This is a genomic window from Atlanticothrix silvestris CENA357 (assembly GCF_016056295.1).
Lineage (GTDB): Bacteria > Cyanobacteriota > Cyanobacteriia > Cyanobacteriales > Nostocaceae > Atlanticothrix > Atlanticothrix silvestris.
This window is the reverse complement of sequence record NZ_JAECZB010000004.1, coordinates 26247-51254: the sequence shown is the minus strand read 5'-3', so window position 1 is coordinate 51254 and position 25008 is coordinate 26247. Positions and strand designations below refer to the sequence as shown.

Here is a 25008-nt window from a genome sequence, read left to right as displayed (position 1 = left end):
TGATGAGTGCCACTGTCAAAACCTTAGTCAACCAACCCTACAAGTACGGCTTTATCACTGACATTGAAGCCGACACTATCCCGCGTGGACTAAACGAGGACGTTGTCCGCTTGATTTCTGCCAAGAAGAACGAGCCGCAGTTTATGCTGGACTTTCGCCTTAAAGCTTATCGTCAGTGGCAAAAAATGACGGAACCAACTTGGCCTAACGTCAAGTATCCGCCTATAAATTATCAGGATATCATCTACTATTCAGCTCCGAAAAAAAAGCCACAAAAGCTGAACAGTCTAGATGAAGTTGATCCTACCCTCTTAGAAACCTTTGAGAAGCTAGGCATTTCTCTATCTGAACAAAAGCGCCTAGCCAACGTTGCCGTTGATGCAATTTTCGATAGCGTTTCCGTCGCCACTACATTTAAGGAAAAGCTAGCCGAAGACGGCGTAATTTTCTGCTCGATTTCGGAAGCATTGCAAGAACACCCAGAACTAATCAAAAAATATTTGGGTAGCGTCGTCCCTGTAGCAGACAACTACTTTGCAGCCTTGAACGCTGCTGTATTTAGCGATGGTTCCTTCGTCTACATTCCTAAAGGCGTTAAATGCCCAATGGAACTATCTACCTACTTCCGCATCAACTCTGGTGATACAGGACAATTCGAGCGGACTTTAATTGTCGCCGAAGAAGGTAGCTATGTTTCCTATCTAGAAGGTTGTACCGCGCCGATGTACGACACCAACCAACTCCACGCTGCGGTTGTAGAACTCGTCGCCCTAGATAATGCCGAGATTAAATACTCCACCGTCCAAAACTGGTACGCCGGCGATGAAAATGGTAAAGGCGGTATTTACAACTTCGTTACCAAACGCGGTTTGTGTAAAGGTGTCAATTCCAAAATTTCCTGGACTCAAGTAGAAACTGGTTCAGCAATCACTTGGAAGTATCCCAGCTGCGTTTTGGTGGGTGATAATTCTGTAGGCGAATTCTATTCGGTAGCGCTTACAAATAATATGCAGCAAGCCGATACTGGCAGCAAAATGGTTCATATTGGCAAGAATACCCGCAGCACAATTATCTCTAAAGGAATCTCCGCAGGTAAATCTAATAATAGCTACCGGGGTTTAGTGAAAGTTAATCCTACAGCTAAAGGAGCAAGAAATTATTCTCAGTGCGACTCCATGCTAATTGGGGATAATGCCCATGCTAATACTTTCCCTTATATCCAAGTGCAGAATAATACTGCCAAAGTAGAGCATGAAGCTTCAACCTCCAAGATTGGAGAAGATCAACTATTTTACTTTGCCCAAAGAGGCATTTCAGCAGAAGATGCCATTTCAATGATGATTAGCGGCTTCTGCAAAGATGTTTTCAATCAACTCCCGATGGAATTTGCTGTAGAAGCTGATAAATTGTTGAGCCTGAAGTTAGAAGGCAGCGTTGGGTAATGGTAGTAAGTACTTTAGTACTGCGATAAAGGCGCTAAAGCGCCTACTACGAACCAAAAAAGAAGAGAGAGAACATGATTATTGAAAATAGTGAAGTTGTGCTGTCAGTTAAGAATTTGACGGCTACAGTTGATGGCACACCAATCTTAAAAGGTTTGAATCTAGAGGTTCACTCTGGTGAAATCCATGCAATTATGGGGCCGAATGGTTCTGGGAAAAGTACCTTTTCTAAGGTGCTGGCGGGACATCCAGCTTATGAAGTAACTGGTGGTGAAGTGATTTTCCAAGGGCAAAATCTGTTGGAAATGGAACCCGAAGAACGAGCAAGAAGTGGCGTATTTTTGGCGTTTCAATATCCACTAGAAATTCCGGGTGTGAGTAATTTGGATTTCTTGCGGGTAGCGTACAATTCTCGTCGCAAGGCACAGGGTTTAGAAGAAGTGGATGCCTTTGATTTTGACGATTTGATTGAGGAAAAGTTAGAAGTGGTGAAGATGAATCCCGCTTTCCTCAGTCGGAGTTTGAATGAAGGGTTTTCTGGGGGCGAGAAGAAGCGGAATGAAATTCTGCAAATGGCACTGCTAGAACCAAAATTGGCAATCTTAGATGAAACTGATTCTGGTTTAGATATCGACGCGTTGAAGATTGTAGCGAACGGGGTAAATCAGCTGGCAAATCCCCAAAATGCCACAATTATGATTACCCACTACCAGCGGTTACTTAATTACATCGTGCCAGATTACGTGCATGTAATGGCCAATGGGCAGATTCTCACCAGTGGCGGTAAAGAATTGGCACTAGAATTGGAATCTCGTGGTTATGACTGGGTACTGGAAGAAGCGGTTGAGGTGGGTGTGTAATGACAATTCAAGTATCTCCCAGTCCGATTCCTAACTCGGATGCAGTTAATTTGACATCTACTCTGTTAGATAGAGATGCTTATTTAACTCGATTGTTAGAGCAGGTAATTTTATCCCCAGCCGCAGATGGGTTACAAAAATTGCGTCAACACGCTGCTAATTGGGTACGTCATTCAACTATCCCCACTACCCGCGAGGAAGAATGGCGATTTACTGATTTGTCAGAGTTGCGAAAGCTGCAATTTCAGGTAGATAAGCAACTTAAATCGGCTGATATTTCATCGCTGATTTTACCAGAAGCGGCTAATAGTCGTTTGGTATTTGTAAATGGCGTTTATGCGCCAGAGTTATCGGCAGTTGCTGATTTGCCTTCTGGGGTGGTAGTAAGTAATTGGGCTGGGTTGTCTGAATCTGAGCAGCAGCGTGTCAGTCAGTATTTAGCTCAAGCTGAGGGAACGCAGGAAGTTTTTACTGCTCTTAATACTGCTGGGATATCTGATGTGGCTGTGGTGTTGGTGGCGAAGAATGTAATGGTGGAGACACCAATTCATTTGCTGTTTGTTTCGGTGGTGGGTGAGTCAGCGATGATTTTCCAGCCGCGTTGTTTGGTGGTGGCGGAAAGTGGTTCGCAGGTGAGTTTGATTGAGGAGTATACGAACCGCCGAGACGCAGAGTGCGCAGAGGAAGAGGGATTATATTTCACCAATGCGGTTATGGAAGTTTGGATTGCTGATAATGCTGAGGTGAATCATACTAGGGTTGAGCGCGAAAGTGGAGAGGCTTTTCATATTGGGAAAACTGCGATCGCTCAATCTCGTGATAGTCGATATACTTGTCATGCCATAACTTTGGGTGCAAAGTTGTCGCGGCACAATTTAGAAATTTTGCAAACTGGTGAGCAAACCCAAACTAATCTCAATGGGTTAACGATGATTTCGGGGAATCAATTGGCGGATACTCACAGTGCGATCGCGCTTAATTATCCTCACAGTACAAGTAGACAATTGCATAAGTGTATTGTAGGCGATCGCGCTCATGCGGTATTCAACGGCAAAGTTTTTGTGCCTAAACCAGCACAGTTGACAGATGCAGCCCAGTTAAATCGAAATTTGCTGCTATCACCTAAAGCCAGAGTTGATACCAAACCCCAGTTGGAAATTACTGCTGATAACGTGAAATGCGCTCATGGTGCTACAGTTAGCCAATTGGAAGATGATGAAATCTTCTATCTACAAAGCCGAGGCATTAATGAAAACGATGCTCGTAATTTGTTAATTAACGCCTTTGCTGCCGAAATTCTCAGCCAAATCCCTATTCCCTCCCTGCAAAAAATCCTATTAAATACAGTCACTAATCTAAAGTCTTTCACAACTGACAACTGACCACTGACAACTGACAACTGACTAACCAAAAATGACCTTCACCTCTACCAAAACCTTAGCCGATGAAGTTCGCGCTGATTTCCCGATATTGCGTCAGGAAGTCAACGAAAAACCATTGGTTTATCTGGATAATGCAGCTACCTCGCAAAAACCTTTGCTAGTGTTAAATGCTTTGCGCGATTACTACGAGCAATATAATGCCAATGTGCATCGGGGTGCCCATACACTGAGTGCTAAAGCTACTGATGCTTATGAAGCAGCGCGAGATAAAGTTGCTAAATTTATCAATGCTGGATCACGTCAGGAAATTGTCTATACCCGCAACGCTAGTGAAGCTATTAATTTAGTAGCTTACAGTTGGGGAATGAATAATTTACAGCCGGGAGATGAGATTATTCTGTCGGTTATGGAACACCACAGTAATATTGTTCCCTGGCAATTTGTAGCTCAAAAAACGGGTGCAGTCTTAAAGTTTGTGGGACTCACGCCAGCAGAAACTTTTGATTTGGAACAGTTTAAACAACTGATTTCTGAGAAGACAAAACTGGTGGCAATATCCCATGTTTCTAATACTTTGGGTTGTATTAACCCAGTAGCAGAAATTGCGGTGATCGCTCACAGATACGATGCGAAATTCTTAGTTGATGCTTGTCAAAGTGTGCCACACATGCCTGTCGATGTGCAACAGATAAATTGTGATTGGTTGGTTGCATCCGGTCACAAAATGTGCGCTCCAACTGGCATTGGGTTTTTGTATGGTAAGCTGGAACTTTTGGAATCAATGCCACCCTTTTTTGGTGGTGGTGAAATGATTGCAGAAGTTTATTTAGACCATTCCACTTATGCGGAATTGCCCCATAAATTTGAAGCCGGTACACCTGCAATTGCCGAGGCGATCGCTCTTGGTGCAGCAGTAGATTATCTTAGCAGTATTGGTATGGATAGAATCCACGCCTACGAAGCCGAATTAACAGCTTACTTGTTCCAACAATTGAAGCAAATTCCTCAAATTCGGATTTACGGGCCTAAACCAAATGCTCAAGGAGAAGGAAGAGCCGCGCTAGCGTCATTTACAGCTGGGGAAGTTCACGCTAACGACTTATCTACATTATTAGATCAAGAAGGCGTGGCCATTCGTTCAGGACACCATTGTACTCAGCCATTACACCGTTATTTAGATCTGCCGGCAACTGCACGGGCAAGTTTATCCTTTTATAACACCCGTGAAGAAATTGATATTTTCATCAAGGCGTTGAAGGAAACCTTAGACTTTTTTGCAGAGTTTTCAAGTTAAATCATTCACAAGCAGTAGGGGCATACATCTGTACGTCCCTCGATAGACATTTACCCAAAAGATTTGTCTACACTACCTCCTGCTATTTTTTAGTTTCGTCGAACTCACGTTCCAATACGTATGAATCGATAACCTATATCAATTTCTGTCAAATTTTGAATATCACCATATTTTTGTGTCCATTCACCACTCCTTAAATCTGCTGTGAGTAACTGTATTCCTTGTTCAATTAAATTTTGATTTGCTAAAGCAAAAGATGATATACCTGCACGTACTTCTGGTTGAAGATATAATTCTGGTCGCCTCCAAGCTGCTGCTGCAAACAAATCAGACAAATCATGGGGTAGTAAAAGTGGTATGGCTTCAACCCGCCTTTTAGTATTAATCTCAATCAAATTAATTTGTTCATTAAGAGGTAAAAATCGCAAAGCATCTTCCCAGAGAAACGGAAAATAATCATAAAGCCATATTTTTTGAGCGAGTCTAATATCAAAAGTTAGCAAAACTATTGTCCCATTCCTAATAATTCTTTGCATCTCCTGAAACGCTTTTTTGAGATTATAATAGTGATGTATTGCTAAAATACTGACAACACCATCAACAGATTTATCTACCAAAGGTAAGTTTTCTGCATAGCCAGTAAACCACTTAACTTGTGGGTGTTTGACTACTTGTTTTTGCATCACTACAGATGGTTCAACAGCATTAACAATAAATCCTTGGTTAGCTAAGGCAAAACTGTAACCACCAGTACCAGCCCCAATATCGGCGATGGTACTACCCGTAGGTAAATTGAGTAAATTAATTAATTTAGTAACAATGCGAATATCGGGAATGCGAGTTTTTGAATATTGTTGACCAATTGAATTATATATAGACATTTTGCTCGATTGTAGGTAGATAAAAAATTAATAAAAAGTTGTGTGGTAAATGTCCCAAATATAACACAAGCTTATTTCTTAACTGAAAACTTCAAAAATGTATCGAATTTTAATATTTGGTAATTCCGGTTCTGGAAAAAGCACTCTTGCTAATAAACTTGGTAAAGACTTGGTGATTCCAATTCTTGATCTCGATACTATCGTTTGGGAACCCAACCAAATTGCCATAAGACGTTCTCACGCAGATGCAGTAAAAGATCTACAAAACTTCATCGAAAATAATATTTATTGGATAATTGAAGGCTGTTACAGTACTTTAATTGAAATTGCGATCGCATTCTCAACCGAAATCTATTTTCTCAATCCCGGCATTAATAAGTGTCTTGAAAATAACCGTAATCGTCCTTGGGAGCCACATAAATTTAAATCAGCTGAGGAACAGGCGCAAACATTCGAGTTTCTACAGAAGTGGATTCAACAATATGAAGAACGCGATGATGAATTCGGTTATTCATCCCATCGCTTAATATTTAATCAATATACTGGTAAGAAGCATGAAATTGTTGTATAACACAGTCATCTCAAATCAAATATGATGATTAAAAATGAGAGATGCTTTTAGCAGACTTGCACCCTTCATTCAAGAATATATATATCATCATAACTGGACTGAATTGCGACCAGTTCAACTTGCCGCTTGCCAAGTTATATTTGATACAAATGCTCATTTATTAATTGCTGCTGCTACCGCTGCTGGGAAAACAGAAGCAGCTTTTTTACCAGTCATAACTCAATTATATGAAAAACCTGCCCAGACTATAGGTGTACTATATATTGGCCCCATTAAAGCTTTAATTAACGACCAATTTGAGCGTCTCAACGACTTACTAAAATCAGCAGATATTCCTGTTTATCATTGGCATGGTGATGTTGCTCAAAGCCGCAAAAACAAGCTTTTAAAAAATCCTCAAGGTATTCTCCAAATCACACCAGAATCATTAGAAAGCTTGTTAATTAACAAACATAGTGAATTAATACGCTTATTTGGTGATTTGCGCTTTGTGATCATCGATGAAATTCACGCGTTTATGGGTTCTGAACGCGGTTGTCAAATTATCTGTCAATTACAGCGTTTAGCAAAATTGACATCTACACAACCTCGTCGTGTTGGTTTGTCAGCGACTCTCGGTGACTATGCAATGGCTGAAGCATGGTTGCGTTCTGGAACTGAAAACCCAGTCATTACTCCCAAAATTGCAGCAGTCAAACGTCAAATTAAGTTGGCTGTAGAACACTTTTATCTTAAAGATGAAGTCGATGATTCTGAGACAACAGCATACGAACAATATGTTTTCAACCTGAGTAAAAATCGCAAATGCCTGATATTTGCTAACAACCGCACCCAAACCGAATCCATCATTGCATCTTTGCGACAAATAGCTACAGAACAAGCACTACCAGATATATATCACGTCCATCATGGCAGTATATCGGCTAGCCTACGACAAGCTGCTGAAAATGCTATGCGCGAACCCAATAATCCAGCTGTCACTGCCGCTACTTTAACCTTAGAGTTAGGCATAGATATTGGTCATTTAGAGCGAGTCATTCAGTTAGAATCTCCGCTGTCTGTAGCTAGTTTTTTACAAAGATTAGGCCGCAGTGGCAGAAGAGGCGAATCTGCTGATATGCGCTTTATATGCGCTGAAAATCAACCATTAGCCGAAGCACCTTTTCCAGAACAAATTCCCTGGCAACTTTTGCAATGTATCGCCATTATCCAACTTTATTTAGAAGAACGTTGGATTGAACCGATAAACCCGATTAAATACCCTTTAAGTTTACTATATCATCAGACAATGAGTATTATCGCAGCAACAGGAGAACTTTTACCTGCGGCTCTAGCTAAACAAGTTTTAAACTTACCACCATTTTCAGCTATTTCCCCAGAAGATTTTAAACTATTATTACGCTATCTAATTGACATTGACCATCTTCATCGAACTGAACAAGGTAAATTAATCATTGGTTTAGCTGGGGAAAAAGTGGCAGGAAAATTTCAATTTTATGCTGTTTTTCCAGATAGCCAAGAATATGTAGTGAAGCAAGCAACAACAGCAATTGGTAGTATTGCCATGCCGCCTCCTGTTGGTAATCAGTTTGCCTTAGCAGGAATAACTTGGGAAGTCTTAGAAGTTGATTTCAGAAAGAAAGTAGTTTCTGTAAAACAGGTGGAAGGTAAATCTACTATTTATTGGCGTGGCAGTAGTGGTACTATCCATACAAAAATTTTGCAAAAAATGCGGCAAGTTTTATTAGATAATGTAGAGTATAGCTACTTGCAAAATAATGCGAAGCAACGTTTGCAAGCAGTTCGTAAATTAGCGCAATCTGCTGGATTAGATAAACAAAATATATTGCAATTAGAAAAAGGTAAATGCTGCATTTTTCCTTGGATGGGTACGGTTGCTTACCGTACATTAGAAAGATTGCTCAATTCTTTTTGTCGGGAATCTTTGGAAATTAGTAGCATTGGTGGGGTAAATCCTTATTATTTAATCATTAAATTAGGCAAAGATAAATTCCCGTATCTTTACCAAGAAATTGTTTCATTATGTGAACAAAGAATTGCACCTGAAGATTTGGTGAGTTCTTCAGAAGCACCAGAAATTCAAAAGTATGATGAATTCATTCCTTATCCACTTTTACGAAAAGCTTTTGCCAGAGACTATTTAGATATCTTAGAAGTTAAGCAGCAAGTAACATTATGGTAGCTGCTGTTGCCATTTCAAAGCTAAGTATTTCTGTAAAGCTAATTTATACTTTAACAATCAACTAAATATCATTACTAATGAATTGCAGGTATCTTTAAATAAATAAAACTTTAGCTAATTTTTGTTAAATATCCGTAGCGGATCTCCCAACCATGACAAGACAGTACACAAATCTGGTAAAAATGCACGCTCTATTTCCACATCTGACATAATTTGCTCAAGTTCTATATCAGTCAGTGGTTCATCCCATAGTCCGTGTTCAAAAAGGCTATTGGCATGAAAAATAATGCGATCGCGCAAAAAAATCAACTGCTCATCTCGTGGAACAGCAGGTACACGAATGCTTAGGGGAAAATTCCCGAATAATACCACTACTTTACCAGGTTTGTAATCAGGCATATTTTTGGTGATTCTTCAGCAAATTTAAATTTTGTAGCTGCTAACTACCTTTTTGCCTGCGCTATTTTCATTTTCAAGCCAACCGAAGACTTGGTTGGCAATAAGCATGACAAATCTTATCCGATCTAGCAAATTTTATGCCTGATTTGTTAATAACAACTTAATTAAGCTTTCTCAGCTTGTTGTTTAAGTTTTCTATTTTCTTTTATAATTACCACTAGTTGAAGGCTCAAAGAGTATTCAATGCTACGGAAAACAACAGTATAGATGTCTTTCAACGCTCTTTGTCTTGAAAAATTTGTTACGGCAGAAAACCAACCCTACTTGCTACCCTGCGGGTTCTCCGTAAAGCCTGCGGCATAGCTACGCTTAGCGCGAAGCGTCCCGTAGGGAAGAAGTACCATTCAGCAATGGCTCAACTGCGGACTAGGGACAAAATAAAGTATCACGCGTATCCCTTCCTGTAGTTGGATTAGTACCCTCAGCAACTTTGCACAATTTTTTTTGTTCATCCTGACGCAGCAGTACATCAGTAAAATCTGCACCATCCACGATCGCACCATCAAATTTAGCATTAGCTGCAAATGCACCTTCTAACACTGCATTTGTCAAATTCGTTTTGATCAGCCGGGCTGAGTCTAAAGTAGCATTCGTGAGGTCTACTCCTTCTAAATTTGCCGACTCTAAGTTTGCTGCAAAAAAGCTAACACCACTCAAGTTGGCATGACTGAAGTCACTCTGACGGAGATTAGCTTTGGTAAAACTAGAATCTCTTAAATCACGTCCTGAAAAATCAGCCCCAACCAAAATTTCTTTATTGTATTCCAGGGCTAAAGCTATGGGAACACAACCGAAAATTGTTGTGATGCCAAATACTCCCCAAAGCAATAAACTGAGTAAGCTTGCCCATATCCGATTGCTTAATCTAAAATTCATGCTATTTTTAGCCAATGGCGAATCTTCCTCCATCTCATTATCCCGATATTGGTCAAATAGGAGAAGACCTAGTTGCACAATGGTTGGAATCTACAGATTGGGTGATTCTACACCGTCGTTTTAGTTGCCGATGGGGAGAAATCGATATTATTGCTCAACATCATGACTGCAACTCTGGGAAAAATGCAATTAGTCCTAACTTTACACAGTATCCTACTTTAGCGTTTGTGGAAGTTAAAACTCGCAGTTTTGGTAATTGGGATGCAGGGGGTAGAAGTGCAATTACCCTGCAAAAACAAACCAAACTTTCGCGCACGGCTGGAATATTTTTAGCTGAGTTCCCCCAGATGGCAGATTGCGCCTGTCGCTTTGATGTTGCTATTGTCTACTGTCAGCCAATATCAAAACAGCCTCGGCAGCTTACAACTGCTCACCAAGCCCTTATTAGCGCATCAGTTGCAGGATACCAATTTTATCTACAAGAATATATTCCAGCAGCTTTCGACTCTGCGATGGATAGCTGATGGTGATTAGTGGTAATTGATAATAGAGCCAATATTCCCATTATCAATTACCAATTTTGAGCTAGCAGTTTTCAAATCAAAAGTGATCACGCCAGTGTTTCTGGACAATAACCCAGTCCTCTGACAAACTGTTGCCGGAAAGCTTCAATTTCTTCTCTTTCTGGGCTACCGTGGGAAACGATCGCTACTTGGTAACGACGCATCACGTCTACAGGGCACTGTCCCGCTTCTAAACTCCAAAGTGCCATTTGCACACGCATTGGCGGTTCATAGCTAATTCCTAATTCATTGAGAAATGCCCTAAAATCGCCGTCTTCTTGGAGTGAGACTTGACTTTTAAGTTTGATCCTAACCACCCAGCCATCAATCTGATGAATCACGGTGACGAACGAAACAGGCATTTGGGGTCTGCCGTGTAAATGTTGAACGACTCTCAGAGTTAGACTGGCATTTGCCAGATAATACAAATATTCCATGTTTGTGTTTGGGATCAAAGCCAATCCTACATATCTATATTCGTCAATAGATCGCTGTTCCCGGTAGGGTAAAAGCCCCCGTTTTTGTATGGGGAGGTTTACCCAATTTTTATCTTGATATTTCAGTATTACCAAGAGGGGGAAGAGGTAAAGGGTAAGGGGTAAGGGGTAAAGGGTAAAGGGGAAGGGGTAAAGGAATTAAAGTAAAACTTTTCCCCAGATGGTATAAAGCCCCTATTTTTAAATATGGAGAATATTAAAAGAAGATTTAGGAGTAAACGTAGTGCGACTCTAAATCAGCAAGAGGGAGTAAAGGTTAAGGGGTAAGGGGTAAAGGAATTAAATTTAAAACTTTTCCCCAGATGGTATAAAGCCCGCGAAATCTGCCACATGGAAGATTCCACGTGGCGAGCTTCGCGCGAAACTATTTGGGCAGAATCCTCTGTCCGGAAGACTTCGCCTATTTTTAAACATGGGGTTCCCTTTCCCCTTTTCCCTTCTTCATCTAATAGTATCAATCTTATAGTCTCAAGATGAAATTAAATTTAGTTGTTGAAGTCAGTACGAATTTTAATGGAGAAACAAATAGCACACGTTAATTTGCATCAGTCTTCTATCCCAGAAGCAAAAGATATGAACTTAGATAGTTCATTAGCTGGGTATGACTATGAACTACCAACCGAACTCATTGCCCAAAATCCCGCATTTCCTAGAGATAGTTCGCGGTTATTAGTGGTAAATTCTCCCACTACGGGTAATGAGACAGCACCTCTACACCATATTTTTCGTGATTTGCCAGCACTACTGCATCCTGGTGATTTGTTAATCATGAATAATACAAAAGTGATTCCAGCTCGACTGTATGGTCATAAATCAACTGGTGCAGAAATAGAAGTATTGCTATTGGAAGAACGGGGGTATAACTGCTGGTTGGCCTTAGTCAAGCCAGGAAAACGTTTTAAACAAGGAGCAAAAATAATTTTTGAACCACGAGGATTAGGAAAGGAAAATATTCTTACCCAGTCCCCACCCCCTCAGCTAACGGCTACAGTTTTAGAAACAGATACGGCGACTAGTGGACGTTTGTTGCAATTTGATGTGCCTGAGGGAAAGTCTTTGGTACAGCTTTTAGATGTATTTGGCGAGATACCCTTACCACCTTATATCACTGCATCGGTAGCCGCTGATGAGCAGTATCAAACAGTTTACGCCCAACAACCAGGAGCGATCGCAGCGCCTACGGCTGGGTTACATTTTACACCAGAATTATTGGAGAAATTGCGCGATCGCAATATTAATCAAGCTTATATTACGCTACATGTTGGTGTAGGAACATTTCGCCCTGTGGAAGTCGAAGATGTGACTAGCCATCAGATGCATGAAGAATGGATTGAAGTCCCCGCCACAACAGTAGAACAAATCCGCGCCACAAAATCAGCTGGTGGTCGAATTATCGCTGTAGGTACAACAGCAGTACGCGCTTTAGAAGGGGCGGCTGAATCTGGAGATTTACAAGCATTTTGTGGGAAGACAGACTTGTTTATCTATCCTGGCTACCAATGGCGGGTAGTAGATGGTTTAATTACTAATTTTCACCTGCCACGTTCTAGTTTACTGATGCTGGTGAGCGCCTTAATTGGCAGACAACGCTTGTTAAATATATACCAAGAAGCGATCGCTTCAGGGTATCGCTTTTATTCTTTTGGTGATGCCATGCTCATTTTACCGTCAGCGGTAAAAGTTGAGAGTAGATAGACCATTGTAGAGACGCTATGGCGCGTCTCTCTAACAAAGTATTTGTTATAAAGTCTTTGGCATAGCTTCGCTTAACGCGCAGCACAACGATTTTGTGTAATTGATTATGTTTACCTATTTATTAGAAATTTTTAATTTTTAATTTTTAATTTTTAATTTTGTTGTGGGTACTCTGACTTATAAGGATCTAACTACAAGTACAGAGTTGCCATTTATGTATAAACAGCATCAACTTCGCCAGTGGTTTCGCTGCTTTCCCACAGTGGCATTCCCACAAGTATTCAATGGGCAGAAGCCACATCTGGGAATTCTCTGTGCAGCTTCTGCATTTTTAGTGTTGGCTGCACCAACAATTACAAATTTCCCAGGAAGCAAGCTACTGGCACAAACTCCTATCTCTCAGGATTTGGAAACTGCTAGCCTTTATCAACAAGGAGTTACCCGTTATAACCGCGACGATTTACAGGGTGCAGAATATGCTTTTCGTCAAGCGTTACAGCGAGATTCTACCTTAGCAATGGCACGGAACTACTTGGGCAATATTATGCTGATGCAAAATCGCCTGGATGTAGCCGTGCAGGAATATGGAGAGGCAATTAGAATTAATCCTAATCTCGGTGAAGCTTATTACAATTTGGGTTTAGCATTGCACCGACAAGGACAAAAAGAAGCTGCAATTACTGCTTATCGCCAAGCTTTAGTGATAGATCCTACAAGAGTCGCAGCACAGTATAATTTGGGTTTAGCGCTTTATGAACTGGCACAGCCTCAAGAAGCGATCGCCGCATACCAGCAAGCAATTAATTTAGATAGCAGCAATAGCAATGCTTATTTTAACTTAGCGATCGCCCTACAAGAACAAGGTCAACTAGAATCTGCGATCGCTGCTTATCGGCAAACTTTACAGCTAGATCCTAAAAATGCCATAGCCTATAACAATCTGGGAAGTTTACTAGTAATTCAAGGTCAAACGACTGGGGCTATTTCCGTTTATCAGCAAGCTATTCGGCAAAACCCTAAGAACGCCTCAGCTTATTACAACTTGGCAGTAACTTTATACAATCAAGGCGATTTCAAGAAAGCCAACGGCGTGTTGAAACGTGCCCGCAACGAGTACCGTGAGCAAGGTAACACCGAGCAAACTGAGAAAATTGAACAACTAATGCAGCAAATTGCCCAAAAAACACAACAGCAGCAACCCCAAGCTCAAACTGCAAATCAACCAGAAATACCTGTTAAGCCTGCCAATGTACCAGTTTCTAGTGATTCTCAGCCCACTTCAATGAATACAGGGAATAGAGAATAGGGAAATATCCATAAACAAATTTAGTCTTTTGGCAGAAGTAGGAATTATTCTTAAACCTCCTGCTTCCTACCTTCTGCCTTCTGCCATAACTCCTAACTATTTTAAATTGGCAACCGATTAATATCTCTATTGCAGCCAATAACTACCATTGCAGAACCACGTTCTAACCGCTTAGTTGGTTCAGGATTAATTTTAAATTTGCCATCCTGACTCACCGCTAGCAAATTCAAACCATAGCGGCTACGAATTTGAAGTTCGGCAACAGTTTTACCATGAAATTCATCGGGTACAATTAACTCTACAATACTGTGATCTGGGTCGAGGTCAAATCTGTCTAAGATGGATGGTTTGGTGAGTGTTCGGGCTAAAGCACAACCTGCTTCGTATTCAGGAAAAACCACATGGTCTGCTCCCACTCGTTTTAATAACTTTCGGTGAACTTCACTAGAAGCTTTAGCTACTACATGGGGTACACCACCTTCTTTAACATTCAAAGTAGTGATGATACTCTCCTGAATATAGTTACCAATCGCTATAATTACCGTATCAAATTCAAAAACTCCAGCTTCTTTGAGCGCACCTGGTTCAGTGGAGTCTAGTTGTAAAGCATGACCAACTATCTCATCATTCAAAGCTTCAGATACGCGCTTTTCTTCAATATCTGTTGCTAGCACTTGATAACCCAATTGGTGCAGTGTTGAACAGACGGATCTTCCAAAACGACCTAATCCAATTACAGCAAATTGGTGGTTATCTTTACGCAAACTGCGAAAAAAACCTAACGATGACAGGTTCACAGTTATTATCCTTATTATTACTCCCTGTATTTAGGGCAAAAAACAATTAGACCGGATTATTAAAAATTTTATTTTTTGCCTACTCATTTATATTTTATCAGTTTAGGTAATAATCATTAATAATTGGTTATTGAGTATTGCTCATTGTCATTAATCATTATTTATTATCTTTGTTATTTTATTGCCTATTACCTAATGACTATCCTACAAGTAAATTTTCTTCAGGGTAGTGAATCCTCGTGGGGCGTGGATCTCCTAGTACAGCTGCCATCAGTAGTAAAACACCTACTCGTCCTACATACATTGTGACAATTAAAATCAGTTTTGCTGCTATGGAGACACTTCCTGTTATGCCTGTAGAAAGACCTACCGTGGCAAAGGCTGAGACCACTTCAAACAAAATTTGAATAAAATCTAATTTTGGATCTGTGAGAGCAATTAAAATTGTAGAAAAAATTACCATACCTACGGAACCTACAACAACACCAACAGCTTTCAAAATTAGAGATACTGCTATTTTTCGTTCATATAATAAAACTTCTTCTTTGCCTTGGAGAATTGTTTTAGTGCAACTAGTAAGAACTCTCAGTGTTGTAGTTTTCATGCCGCCTCCAGTACCACCTGGACTTGCACCAATAAACATCATGGCAATTGTGATAAATAGACCAGCAGTAGTCATTTTGCCAATATCAATAGTGTTAAATCCAGCAGTTCTAGGAGTTACTGATTGAAACCACGCTAATAATAACTGTCCCCGAAGATTAAGTGAACCAAACGTTTCAGGATTTCTTGTTTCTATCGCAAAAAAGGCAATTACTCCTATAAATAAAAGTATTAAAGTTGTGCTAGTAGCGACTTTAAAATCTAGAGAAAAGACTAAATTTGTGGTTCTCTTGAGCAAGCGATCGCGCAACCAAAGATATGCTTCTAAAATTACTTGATAACCAATTCCCCCCAAAATAATTAATCCAGTAATAGTGAACACTACTAAATAAGAGGACTGATAACCAATTAAGTTATCTTTAAATAAACTAAAACCTGCATTATTCCAAGCATTAATACTATGAAAAATCGCTAACCAAAGTCCTTGATCCCATCCATACTCAGGAACAAATGCGGGCAGAAGTAAAAATGTACCTGTGATTTCAAAAATAAGAGTTGTGGCAATAATTGAACGAAGAACTTGGGTGCTGTCACTCATTCCGGGTCGGTCTAAGGCTTGTTGAATCGCTATTTTTTGTCGCAGGTTAAACTTACGTCCGATGAGGGTAATTAGAAAGGTAGTGGTTGTCATGTAGCCCAATCCGCCAATTTGAGCCAACAGCAAAATAAATAACTGACCCCAAAAAGAAAAATAAGTACCAGGATCAACCACAGATAAACCCGTAACACAAACTGCGGAAGTTGAGGTGAACAGCGCCACAATTGGGTCGTTCCAACTACCATCACTAGTTGAGAAAGGCATCATTAGGAGGATAGTTCCTACCGCGATTACAGTTAGAAATCCTAGACAAATTGTGCGAGAAACAGTCATATCAAAGTAAAACTTATAAATCTTTCCAGGCAGTAGCAATGGGGCTGCTCCTCCCTGGAAATAAAAACATCCTTATTTAATTAAAAACACACATGGTAGCCTACGAGTATGTTTATTTAAATTCTGCTTTGTCTTAAACACTGCTTTTTTCATGAGTGCAACACTTTACCAGCAAATACAGCAATTTTACGATGCTTCCTCTGGGCTATGGGAGGAGGTTTGGGGCGAACACATGCATCACGGCTACTACGGGACAGATGGTAGCCAAAAAAAAGACCGCCGTCAGGCTCAAATTGATTTAATTGAAGAATTGCTCAATTGGGCAGGGGTACAAACAGCAGAGAATATTTTAGATGTAGGTTGTGGCATTGGAGGCAGTTCTCTTTACCTAGCAAACAAATTTAATGCTAGGGCTACGGGGATTACTTTGAGTCCAGTACAAGCTGCTAGAGCCACAGAACGTGCCCAAGAGTTTGGTTTGAGTGCCAGAACTCAGTTTCAGGTAGCAGACGCTCAATCAATGCCCTTTGCGGATAATTCTTTTGACTTGGTTTGGTCTTTAGAAAGTGGTGAACACATGCCAGATAAGACCAAATTTTTGCAAGAATGCTATCGGGTGTTAAAACCTGGTGGAACTTTGATTATGGTGACATGGTGTCATCGACCCACTGGTAATTCACCATTAACGGCAGATGAACAAAAACACTTAGAAGATATTTATCGGGTGTATTGTTTGCCTTATGTGATTTCGTTACCAGAGTATGAAGCGATCGCTCGTCAATTACCATTAAATAATCTCCACACAGCAGATTGGTCAACCGCTGTCGCCCCCTTTTGGAATGTGGTCATTGATTCGGCGTTTACTCCCCAAGCGCTTTGGGGCTTACTAAATGCGGGTTGGGCTACCATTCAAGGGGCATTATCACTGGGATTGATGCGCCGGGGTTATGAGCGCGGATTAGTTAGGTTTGGGTTGTTATGTGGCAATAAGTCAACTTAATGCGAAATAGACGGTTATAAACCCTGAACACTGATTAATGCTTTGTTCTAGAGGGTTAAGACTCCTCATTTTTTCATGAACAGTCTCACTTAATTTGCCCAACTTTTTTTAAACATCTTTTAAGGTTAGACTTTACATAAGTATAGGAAAAAATTTCATTTTTCCTTAATTATTGTAAAATTCAGTTAATAAACCAGAGGTGTTTTATTATGAGCATTAGCAGCACTGGCCAAGCAATTAGTCCTCGCCAAAGACGTGCCAAGCTCAAAGGAGAAACAGCAGTGGAAGTTGAAAAGAACCAGGGTAATAGCTTGAATCAAGATCAAAAAGAGCCAGGTACTGAAGAAAATAGTGGGACGCTAGCCATTGCTGGAGTACGTCCAATTGCTAGCAGTGATTTAGAAGTTGCTGAAACAGTCTCAATTGCTGGATTACGTCCTATTAGCACCAGTACTCTAGAAGTAGTGGAAACTTTTAATGCTATGGGAATTCGTCCAATCGGTGCTAACGCGATTCAAGTCGTTGAAGAAATGAATATTTCTGGGATTCGTCCTATTGGCTCAAGTTCACTAGTAATTTCTGAAAGCTATTCAGTATTCGGGAACCGCCCAATGGCATCAAATATTATTGACGATTCTGAAAGTTTAATGGGTTTTCTAGATTAGAACACAAATTAATTACCATAAATATATCAACCCAGTTTTTTGAAAAAACTGGGTTTTTTAGTTTAATAGTCAATACATTTTTACTTCTAGCAAAGAGGATATAGCTTAGGAGATTTTGAGAGCGTGAATTTTAGGATGAGTAATGTTTTTACTTTCTACATATCTACCTTCTGCTATAAAATACTTTGTCTTACCAAATAACTAAGTGGTCAAGTAACAGAGTACAAGGAACAATATACAGAATGTGTTGAGGTAGTCATATTGCTTGCTGATATTCTCTCTCCTTTTATATAGACCATTAATATATCCTGTGACGGAAGACTTGAAGAAAAACTTTAAGCTATCTTGTAAAAGTGATAACACAGGATTTCAAAGTTAAATTATAGCTTTGGAACTCAGTTCTAAATAAAATTTAGGAGCTTAATATGAGTATAGAAGATAGAGCAAAAGCTACCGCTAAAAATGTTGAAGGTAAAGCTCAAGAAGCATTAGGAAATGTAACTGGAGATCCAGAAGATAAAGCTGAAGGTAAAGCAAAACAAGCTGAAAGTGAAGTACGTCACGGAATTGAAGACGTAAAAGATAACGTCAAGAAAAAGCTTGACTAGAATTGCTATTTGCTAAAGGCAGATGGATAAAAGTGAGTGATATCCATTTTGCAAAATACTAGGTAATTCGGAATTGAGGTTAGACTCATTTCATAGTTTTCTTAGCAAGTAGGCAAAGATAGAGGAATGAGGGCTTGATTGCTAGGGTTAATATAGAGGCATGAGGAATCATGTCTCTATCTCTCTAAACAACATTTTTGTAGAGATAATTACCTTAGTAAAATATAAACATAAATCCAATTAATTAGACGAGACAAATTAACTTGTCTAGTTTTAATAATTTCTAAAATAGGAGGTAAGAAAATGATTCTGCTTCAGCAGAGTCGCAAAATCTTGGCGACTTTCGTCTTGATTTTAGTGCTAATGATCACTACTGCTTGCGGCGGCAATACCCTAACGCAAGCTGACCGTACAACTACCCCACCTGTAATTGGCCGAGATGTAACTTATTCGGAATTAGAGCGAGGTAATACCCTCACAGGCCAAAGTTTTGGCAACTGGGTTGTACAAACATCTAAGGGATTAGTTCAGGATGCTTATGTACGGGATAACAACAAGCTAGGCGTTGTTATTTCACCCCAAGTTCGCCCTAATGAGGTGCGGCCTTTAGCAAAATCTTTAGTACAGGGTTTTAAGAAAAACTTTCCTAATCAAAATTTAACTGTTTTGATTTATGGCCCCGATAAAAAATTGATTCTGACTACTAAGTATGACGTTCAGACTAATCAAGTTCAGTACACTTAGTTCCTGAACTTGGAGCAAGTCTGATGATAGTCAGCCCGGAGTTAGAGCATAGTAACGACTGTCAGGTTATTGAAAATCTGACGTGAGTAAGGAGATAAGTAAAGTGACAAGCAGCGAAGAGTACAAACGTCAAATCATGAAAGATTTGGCTGGAGGAAATGTCGAATCCCTAGATGATGGAACGACAGATTCAACTACTGAATATGAGAACTTCGACGATTTTGCTCAGCGGACAACGACTGATCAGCGTCGTCAGTTATTTGGTCGATCTATACATCCCGACCGAATTCCTAGCAGCCAAATGGAGCCGGAATTACAGAAAGCGATCGCTCAAATTAAACCCAATGAACGGGATGATGTAGCACGTGCCTTTTTCAAGCACTTCAAATCTAGGGGTTTGGATGACCGCCATTTAGAGCAACAGTTGGGTCTTTCTACCCACCATGCTAGCCGTATGAATGCTGACGATGTCAGCAAACTTGCATCCTTTGCCTACCATAACCATCCCGATATTTTCCGCGAAGTGCTAGCGGAGCAACCAGGAATTATTAAATTCCTTAGTAATCCCGTTGTAGCGGGCATTCTCGGAATTGCCGCAGCTAAATGGCTGGGTAGTCGCAAGTAAGTTTTGAGTCCTGAGTATTAATCAATGTAAAGGAGGTGGGTAATGCCCACCTCCTTTATTTATGGTAGTACGCCTATAGAGATACGAAAATATTTAGCACCTGCGCCATTAGCTAGATGGAAGAGGCCTGTTAGGTTTTTAAGCTGAGTTTAGTAAGTAACAAATTTATTGGACAGGTGCAAAACCCTATTAACCTTGTTTGGCTTACAGGCTAACAAAGTTTTCCGTCCTAGGCGATTGGCTAATCTTTTGTGCGAAATTGTACGGCAATAAACGTCAACCCCTTCTCCTGCAAAGACGCTACCCGTAGCTTGCTTCCCCGGAGGGGTACGGAAAATTAAGAATTAAGAATTAAAAATTGCAATATCCAAAATTAATTAAAAACTATTATTCTTTTTAATTTTTCATTCAAAAAAGGTCACGCACTCACAATATGAGACAAAACTTTGACCCCATTAGAATGGGAACTCGCTTAGCTCGAAATTGGTGGACAGTGACATTGCGGGGAGTGTTGGCCATTATCTTTGGTTTAGTTACCTTATTGTGGCCAAAGATTACTCTGACAGCATTGGTATTTATCTTTGCTGCCTTTGTATTGGTCAGTGGTATCTTATTAGCGATCGCAGCATTTAGAGTTCATCTGACCAATACCCACGGATGGTTGATGTTGGTCGAAGGAGCAATCGGTATTGGAGTGGGAGTTTTGGCTTTTATTTGGCCGGGTATTGCTACCTTGATGTTGTTATACCTCATTGCAGCTTGGGCGATCGTGACTGGCATCTTCGAGATTATTGTAGCTATACAGGTGCGAAAAGAAATTGAAAATGAGTGGTTGCTAGTATTAGCTGGTACTGCCTCATTACTCTTCGGTATACTACTGCTGATCTGGCCTTTAGCTGGAGCCTTAGCAATTCTGTGGATTATTGCTGCCTACACCATTATTTTCGGTATCCTTCTGTTAGTTGTTTCCTTGCGGCTTCGGAGTTGGGGATCTGAACGCAGGCTATTCTAAAATTTACGAGCATGTTCAGATGGGGACATGTTGTAGTTTGCAGCTCAAAGTTGAAAAATATTTGCAATAAGTATAAAGTAATATTTTGATTCCCTATGCAACATCTAAAAAATAGCCAGCCCGAAATTAGTATATTTGTTTACTTGGTTTAAATCTAACAACCAAATATTCCATAAAATTATCAAAAAATATTATCAAGCTAATGGCTAATAAACAGCTAACTGTTGAGAGATTACATAAATAGCAATGAAGCAATGACAAAAGCATCCACAATATCGTCTAGAAGATGGAAAAAGCCCGAATTATCACCCTTAATTGGTCTAGTTTGGGGACTGGTTATCCTGTTGATTTGCTTGGTATATAGTGTCACGCTAGGCGCAGCAGAAATACCTCTGGGCAAGATTCTGGCATCCTTTATCACCTTTGATGGTTCTTATGAACATTTAGTTATTCAGACGGTGAGATTGCCGCGATCGCTCATTGCTATTCTAGTAGGATCAGCCTTGGCAGTCTCCGGCGCATTAATGCAAGGTTTGACTCGCAACCCCTTAGCAGACCCAGGTATTTTGGGTATTGAGTCGGGAGCAGCATTGGCTGTAGTTGCCACAATTTTTATTTTTGGTAGTTCGTCCTTGGGTGTTTTAACTATTGTGGCTTTTCTCGGTGCAGGAGCCACAGCGATGTTAGTCTACTTCCTCGGTTCTCTGGGACGAGGAGGAGCTACCCCACTGAATTTGACAGTCGCAGGCGCGGCATTGACGGCTCTGATTTCTTCTCTTATGACCGCGATTCTCATAGTTAGTCAAAGAACCTTAGAAGAAATTAGATTTTGGTTAGCTGGTTCATTGGCTGGTCGAGATATCAATATAGTCTTCCAAGCACTGCCTTTCGTCATCATTGGATTAGTAATTGCTTTTGCCCTTGGTAGACAAATTACTACCATGAGTCTGGGTGAAGATGTGGCCAAAAGCTTAGGTCAACAGACAGCTTGGGTCAAAATTATGACTGCCGTCAGCGTAGTTATACTAGCGGGAAGTTCAGTCGCCCTTGCTGGGCCAATCGGCTTTATTGGCTTAGTCGTTCCTCATATTGTGAGATTTTTTATTAAAGCCGATTACCGTTGGATTTTACCTTATTCTGCTGTTGTAGGTGCAACTTTACTTCTCGTTGCAGATGTTGCTAGCCGTGTGCTGCTCAAACCTCAAGAATTACCTGTAGGTGTGATGACAGCCTTGATTGGCGCTCCCTTTTTCGTGTACCTGGCTAAGTCAAAGGTGAAAAAATGAAGGTTGATTGGCTAGTCATTCGTTCTGAGGCGATATCTTTTCGTATAGACCGACGTGTACCAATAATGCTGCTTTGTTTAGCAGTTGTGACTGTGGTAGCAATGGTGATGAATGTGGGTAGAGGTGAATATCCCATCTCGCCTTTAGATATTGTCAAAACTATATTAGGTTTAGACACAGGCAACCCAGACCATGCTTTCGTGATTCACAACCTACGTCTACCCCGTACTCTTGTTGCTTTTATGGTGGGAATGGCGCTGGCAATCTCTGGCACTATCTTCCAAGGTTTAACACGCAATCCATTAGCTGACCCTGGTATTATTGGCATTAATGCTGGGGCGAGTTTGGCAGCAGTTACAGTAATTGTGCTATTTCCATCAGCACCAGTTTACACTTTGCCGCTTTCAGCCTTTATTGGTGCTTTATTAATGGCAGTTTTAATCTACTCGCTGGCTTGGAGCAATGGTAGTTCGCCTATTTTGTTTATTTTAATGGGTGTTGGCTTGTCTGCGATCGCTAGTGCTTTTACTAGCTTAATGATTACCTTTGGGGATATTTATAACGTTAGTGATGCTTTGGTGTGGTTGGCTGGTAGTGTCTATGGACGTACATGGGAACAAGTATTTTCCTTCTTACCTTGGTTGATTGTTTTCACACCAATGGCGTTGATATTAGCAAAACACTTGAACATCTTAAACTTGGGAGACGATGTTGCTAAAGGATTAGGTACTCGTGTGGAATGGCAACGTGGTTTACTTGTGTTAGTGGGTGCAGCCTTGGCTGGTGCAGGAGTCGCCACTGCGGGAATGATTGGTTTTGTTGGTTTAATAGCACCCCATTTAGGAAGACAACTGGTAGGTACAAATCATGAAGGCTTAATTCCTACTTCTGCACTGTTGGGGGGAATGCTTGTTGTCATAGCAGACTTGCTAGGACGAACTTTGTTTGCACCTATCGAACTTCCTTGTGGGGTGGTCACTGCTACTATCGGCGCTCCTTATTTTCTGTATTTGTTAATTCGTAACCGCAAAAGATAAACAAAAGACTTAGATAATAAATTATTTGCTGTTCTATCAAATTAATCCTGTTAAGTTACTCAGCAGGTGTAGTTTACACATTAATGCTGTGTTAAATATTGTGATGCTTAACAGGAGTATAAACACATTGCGAAAGTTTTCTCCCGAATTTCCTCTATTCATTTTTTTGGTTTTTCTCAGTTTTCTTGTAGTAACTTTGTTAGCGTGGTTATCACCCCAACCATTTATTATTAAAACTTTTGGACTGAATGATATTATACAATTACTCGCATTACCATTTTTTATTTCTCTATTATTAGAACGTTCTTTAGAAGTTTTTATTACTACTTGGCGAGGAGCAAAGGCAGAAAAATTGGATGTTGCAGTCCAGCAACAAAATATCTTAATTTCTGAAAAAAGAAGATTTATAGAAGTACAACAAAAACAAAGGCAATCAGCCGCTTTAGAATTTAATCAAGTTAGTGGTTTGCCACCTGAAGGTATGAGTCTAGAACAGCAAATCATTCAAAATTTTGCACAAAACCAAGAAGAATTACTTAACACAATGAAACCACATCTTGATGATTTAAGTACTAAAATAAATGAACTAAATCAAAAAGAAACCGAAAGAATAGCATATAAATCAGATACACGCATAATTGCATTATGGACATCTCTTTTGTCCGGTATTTTAATTAGTACAATAGGTATTCGTTCAATCGAGCCACTTGTGATTATTGATTCTAGTAACCCAACACAAATAATTATTTTTCGGTGTTTTGATATATTTTTAACAGGTGGCTTAATTGCTGGAGGTAGTGAGGGAATTCACAAATTAATACAGGTTTTTGTCAATTTTATGGAAGCAACTTCTAAACAAATTAGAAATAGAAACTTCTCTTGATATAACCAATTAATCTAACTTTTATGTAAAGTTAATATTAACTAGTCTCTCACTTTTAATTGATTAGTTCGCACTTTCAAAATTAGCATTGCGCTTGCTGTAAAGAATGTTCCTAATAATATACTTTTTAAACTAAGATTTTTGCCGCTTTCAGCGACTAAAATAAATTCAATTATTAGAGAAAGTAATAATATTCCGGTAGCAACCAATAATTTAGGAATTTTTAACCTTTTGCTAGCTAGCGTAAGTATGGCTAAGCTTACTCCGATCTTTTTACTTACATTTTTGTTAGCTAAACAACAAAAATGTACTCTGATCTCAAATATTTAAATGCAAGGAATATCAAAGCTATCTTTATATTATTTATTTGTAGATAATTAAAACAAAGAAATCATTAAGACTTTATAAGTTTATCGTGAAGCAGATACTTGATATATTGAATATAGGACTTACGCACTATTTACGGGATAACGTAGACACGCTAGTGGCTTGCCGCAGGCTACCGCAGAGGCACAGCGAAAAGTTGTCAGGAGGAGCCACTGCTTTGGGCGGGTTTCCAAGGCACTCCGTTAGGAAGACACTGCGTTGTGGTGAGGGGGTTGCAGTCTTGGCGGTTCCCGTCGATTGCGAACCCCCGAACCTGAAAGGGGGTTTCCACGCCACTTGCTCTACTTGGGGAAACCCCAAGACCGCAGTGGCTCTCCGTTGTAGCAAGTGTCGTCAGCTATGCCGACTTAAAGGAAGTGCCGCCGACTTGTAGCAAGTGGCGTTGGTTTCCCTCCGTAACA

The 25008-nt window shown here is 40.1% G+C and carries 24 protein-coding genes; 18 read left to right on the top strand and 6 right to left on the bottom strand.

Translation table 11 applies throughout. The features are described 5' to 3' along the window. Positions 1-2 precede the first annotated feature (2 nt). The 4 genes from sufB (at position 3) to I8751_RS03335 (ending at position 4978) form a co-directional block, all read left to right on the top strand. On the top strand, positions 3-1442 hold the full coding sequence (gene sufB / locus I8751_RS03350) for a Fe-S cluster assembly protein SufB (RefSeq protein ID WP_214437746.1): 1440 nt from the start codon (positions 3-5) through the stop codon (positions 1440-1442). 74 nt (positions 1443-1516) lie between these two features. Further along, on the top strand, positions 1517-2302 hold the full coding sequence (sufC, locus tag I8751_RS03345) for a Fe-S cluster assembly ATPase SufC (RefSeq protein WP_214437745.1): 786 nt from the start codon (positions 1517-1519) through the stop codon (positions 2300-2302). Beyond that, complete coding sequence (gene sufD / locus I8751_RS03340; protein WP_214437744.1) at positions 2302-3684, top strand: Fe-S cluster assembly protein SufD; 1383 nt, start codon at positions 2302-2304, stop codon at positions 3682-3684. Before sufC ends, sufD begins: the two co-directional genes overlap by 1 nt. Before the next feature lie 31 nt (positions 3685-3715). After that, positions 3716-4978, top strand: a complete 1263-nt coding sequence (locus I8751_RS03335; RefSeq protein WP_214437743.1) for a cysteine desulfurase — start codon at positions 3716-3718, stop codon at positions 4976-4978. 104 nt (positions 4979-5082) lie between these two features. On the opposite strand, the gene I8751_RS03330 is transcribed toward I8751_RS03335, so the two are convergent. Next, a complete protein-coding gene (locus I8751_RS03330; protein WP_214437742.1) occupies positions 5083-5859 on the bottom strand; it encodes a class I SAM-dependent methyltransferase in 777 nt (258 codons plus the stop codon). A 97-nt stretch (positions 5860-5956) separates the two neighbouring features. Here I8751_RS03330 and I8751_RS03325 point away from each other — a divergent pair, with 97 nt between their 5' ends. Together I8751_RS03325 and I8751_RS03320 are read left to right on the top strand one after the other, a co-directional pair. Continuing rightward, a complete protein-coding gene (locus I8751_RS03325) occupies positions 5957-6430 on the top strand; it encodes a P-loop NTPase family protein (protein WP_214437741.1) in 474 nt (157 codons plus the stop codon). 34 nt (positions 6431-6464) lie between these two features. Continuing rightward, on the top strand, positions 6465-8633 hold the full coding sequence (locus tag I8751_RS03320) for a DEAD/DEAH box helicase (protein WP_214437740.1): 2169 nt from the start codon (positions 6465-6467) through the stop codon (positions 8631-8633). 114 nt (positions 8634-8747) lie between these two features. On the opposite strand, the gene I8751_RS03315 is transcribed toward I8751_RS03320, so the two are convergent. Both I8751_RS03315 and I8751_RS03310 read right to left on the bottom strand, forming a co-directional pair. Continuing rightward, on the bottom strand, positions 8748-9032 hold the full coding sequence (locus I8751_RS03315) for a hypothetical protein (protein ID WP_214437739.1): 285 nt from the start codon (positions 9030-9032) through the stop codon (positions 8748-8750). A 426-nt stretch (positions 9033-9458) separates the two neighbouring features. Beyond that, entirely contained in the window at positions 9459-9968 is a 510-nt protein-coding gene (locus tag I8751_RS03310) for a pentapeptide repeat-containing protein (protein WP_214437738.1), read from the bottom strand. A gap of 14 nt (positions 9969-9982) precedes the next feature. Here I8751_RS03310 and I8751_RS03305 point away from each other — a divergent pair, with 14 nt between their 5' ends. Continuing rightward, on the top strand, positions 9983-10492 hold the full coding sequence (locus I8751_RS03305; protein WP_214437737.1) for a YraN family protein: 510 nt from the start codon (positions 9983-9985) through the stop codon (positions 10490-10492). Positions 10493-10578: 86 nt separating this feature from the next. Here I8751_RS03305 and I8751_RS03300 read toward each other — a convergent pair whose 3' ends face one another. Next, positions 10579-10968 (bottom strand): hypothetical protein, encoded by a 390-nt coding sequence (locus I8751_RS03300; RefSeq protein ID WP_214437736.1) that lies wholly within the window; start codon positions 10966-10968, stop codon positions 10579-10581. Positions 10969-11541: 573 nt separating this feature from the next. Between I8751_RS03300 and queA the strand changes: the two genes are divergently transcribed. Further along, positions 11542-12723: a tRNA preQ1(34) S-adenosylmethionine ribosyltransferase-isomerase QueA gene (queA, locus tag I8751_RS03295; protein WP_214437735.1), complete on the top strand. Its 1182-nt coding sequence runs from the start codon at positions 11542-11544 to the stop codon at positions 12721-12723. Between the two features lie 214 nt (positions 12724-12937). Then, positions 12938-14029 carry a tetratricopeptide repeat protein gene (locus I8751_RS03290; RefSeq protein WP_214437734.1) on the top strand — a complete coding sequence of 364 codons (1092 nt, stop codon included), beginning with the start codon at positions 12938-12940 and terminating at the stop codon, positions 14027-14029. A 101-nt stretch (positions 14030-14130) separates the two neighbouring features. Here the strand turns inward: I8751_RS03290 and I8751_RS03285 are convergent, their stop codons facing one another. Together I8751_RS03285 and I8751_RS03280 are read right to left on the bottom strand one after the other, a co-directional pair. Further along, positions 14131-14826, bottom strand: a complete 696-nt coding sequence (locus I8751_RS03285) for a potassium channel family protein (protein WP_214437733.1) — start codon at positions 14824-14826, stop codon at positions 14131-14133. A gap of 199 nt (positions 14827-15025) precedes the next feature. Further along, complete coding sequence (locus I8751_RS03280; RefSeq protein ID WP_214437732.1) at positions 15026-16360, bottom strand: TrkH family potassium uptake protein; 1335 nt, start codon at positions 16358-16360, stop codon at positions 15026-15028. A 151-nt stretch (positions 16361-16511) separates the two neighbouring features. Here I8751_RS03280 and I8751_RS03275 point away from each other — a divergent pair, with 151 nt between their 5' ends. The 9 genes from I8751_RS03275 to I8751_RS03235 all read left to right on the top strand — a co-directional run bounded on the left by I8751_RS03275 (position 16512) and on the right by I8751_RS03235 (position 24220). Beyond that, positions 16512-17360, top strand: a complete 849-nt coding sequence (locus I8751_RS03275) for a methyltransferase domain-containing protein (protein ID WP_214437731.1) — start codon at positions 16512-16514, stop codon at positions 17358-17360. Positions 17361-17569: 209 nt separating this feature from the next. Beyond that, complete coding sequence (locus tag I8751_RS03270) at positions 17570-18025, top strand: hypothetical protein (RefSeq protein WP_214437730.1); 456 nt, start codon at positions 17570-17572, stop codon at positions 18023-18025. Between the two features lie 425 nt (positions 18026-18450). After that, positions 18451-18633, top strand: a complete 183-nt coding sequence (locus I8751_RS03265) for a CsbD family protein (protein ID WP_190657794.1) — start codon at positions 18451-18453, stop codon at positions 18631-18633. Positions 18634-18936: 303 nt separating this feature from the next. After that, the gene (locus tag I8751_RS03260; protein ID WP_214437729.1) at positions 18937-19377 is read left to right on the top strand and encodes a hypothetical protein; all 441 of its coding nucleotides are present in this window, start codon (positions 18937-18939) and stop codon (positions 19375-19377) included. 103 nt (positions 19378-19480) lie between these two features. Next, a complete protein-coding gene (locus I8751_RS03255) occupies positions 19481-20002 on the top strand; it encodes a hypothetical protein (protein WP_214437728.1) in 522 nt (173 codons plus the stop codon). Positions 20003-20435: 433 nt separating this feature from the next. Next, positions 20436-21014, top strand: coding sequence for an HdeD family acid-resistance protein (locus I8751_RS03250; RefSeq protein WP_214437727.1), 579 nt, complete (start codon positions 20436-20438; stop codon positions 21012-21014). A gap of 254 nt (positions 21015-21268) precedes the next feature. Further along, positions 21269-22300, top strand: a complete 1032-nt coding sequence (locus I8751_RS03245; protein ID WP_214437726.1) for a FecCD family ABC transporter permease — start codon at positions 21269-21271, stop codon at positions 22298-22300. Next, on the top strand, positions 22297-23337 hold the full coding sequence (locus tag I8751_RS03240) for a FecCD family ABC transporter permease (RefSeq protein WP_214437725.1): 1041 nt from the start codon (positions 22297-22299) through the stop codon (positions 23335-23337). The genes I8751_RS03245 and I8751_RS03240 overlap by 4 nt, the downstream gene beginning before the upstream one ends. Positions 23338-23533: 196 nt before the next feature. Further along, positions 23534-24220 (top strand): hypothetical protein, encoded by a 687-nt coding sequence (locus I8751_RS03235; protein ID WP_225893926.1) that lies wholly within the window; start codon positions 23534-23536, stop codon positions 24218-24220. Positions 24221-25008: the final 788 nt, after the last annotated feature.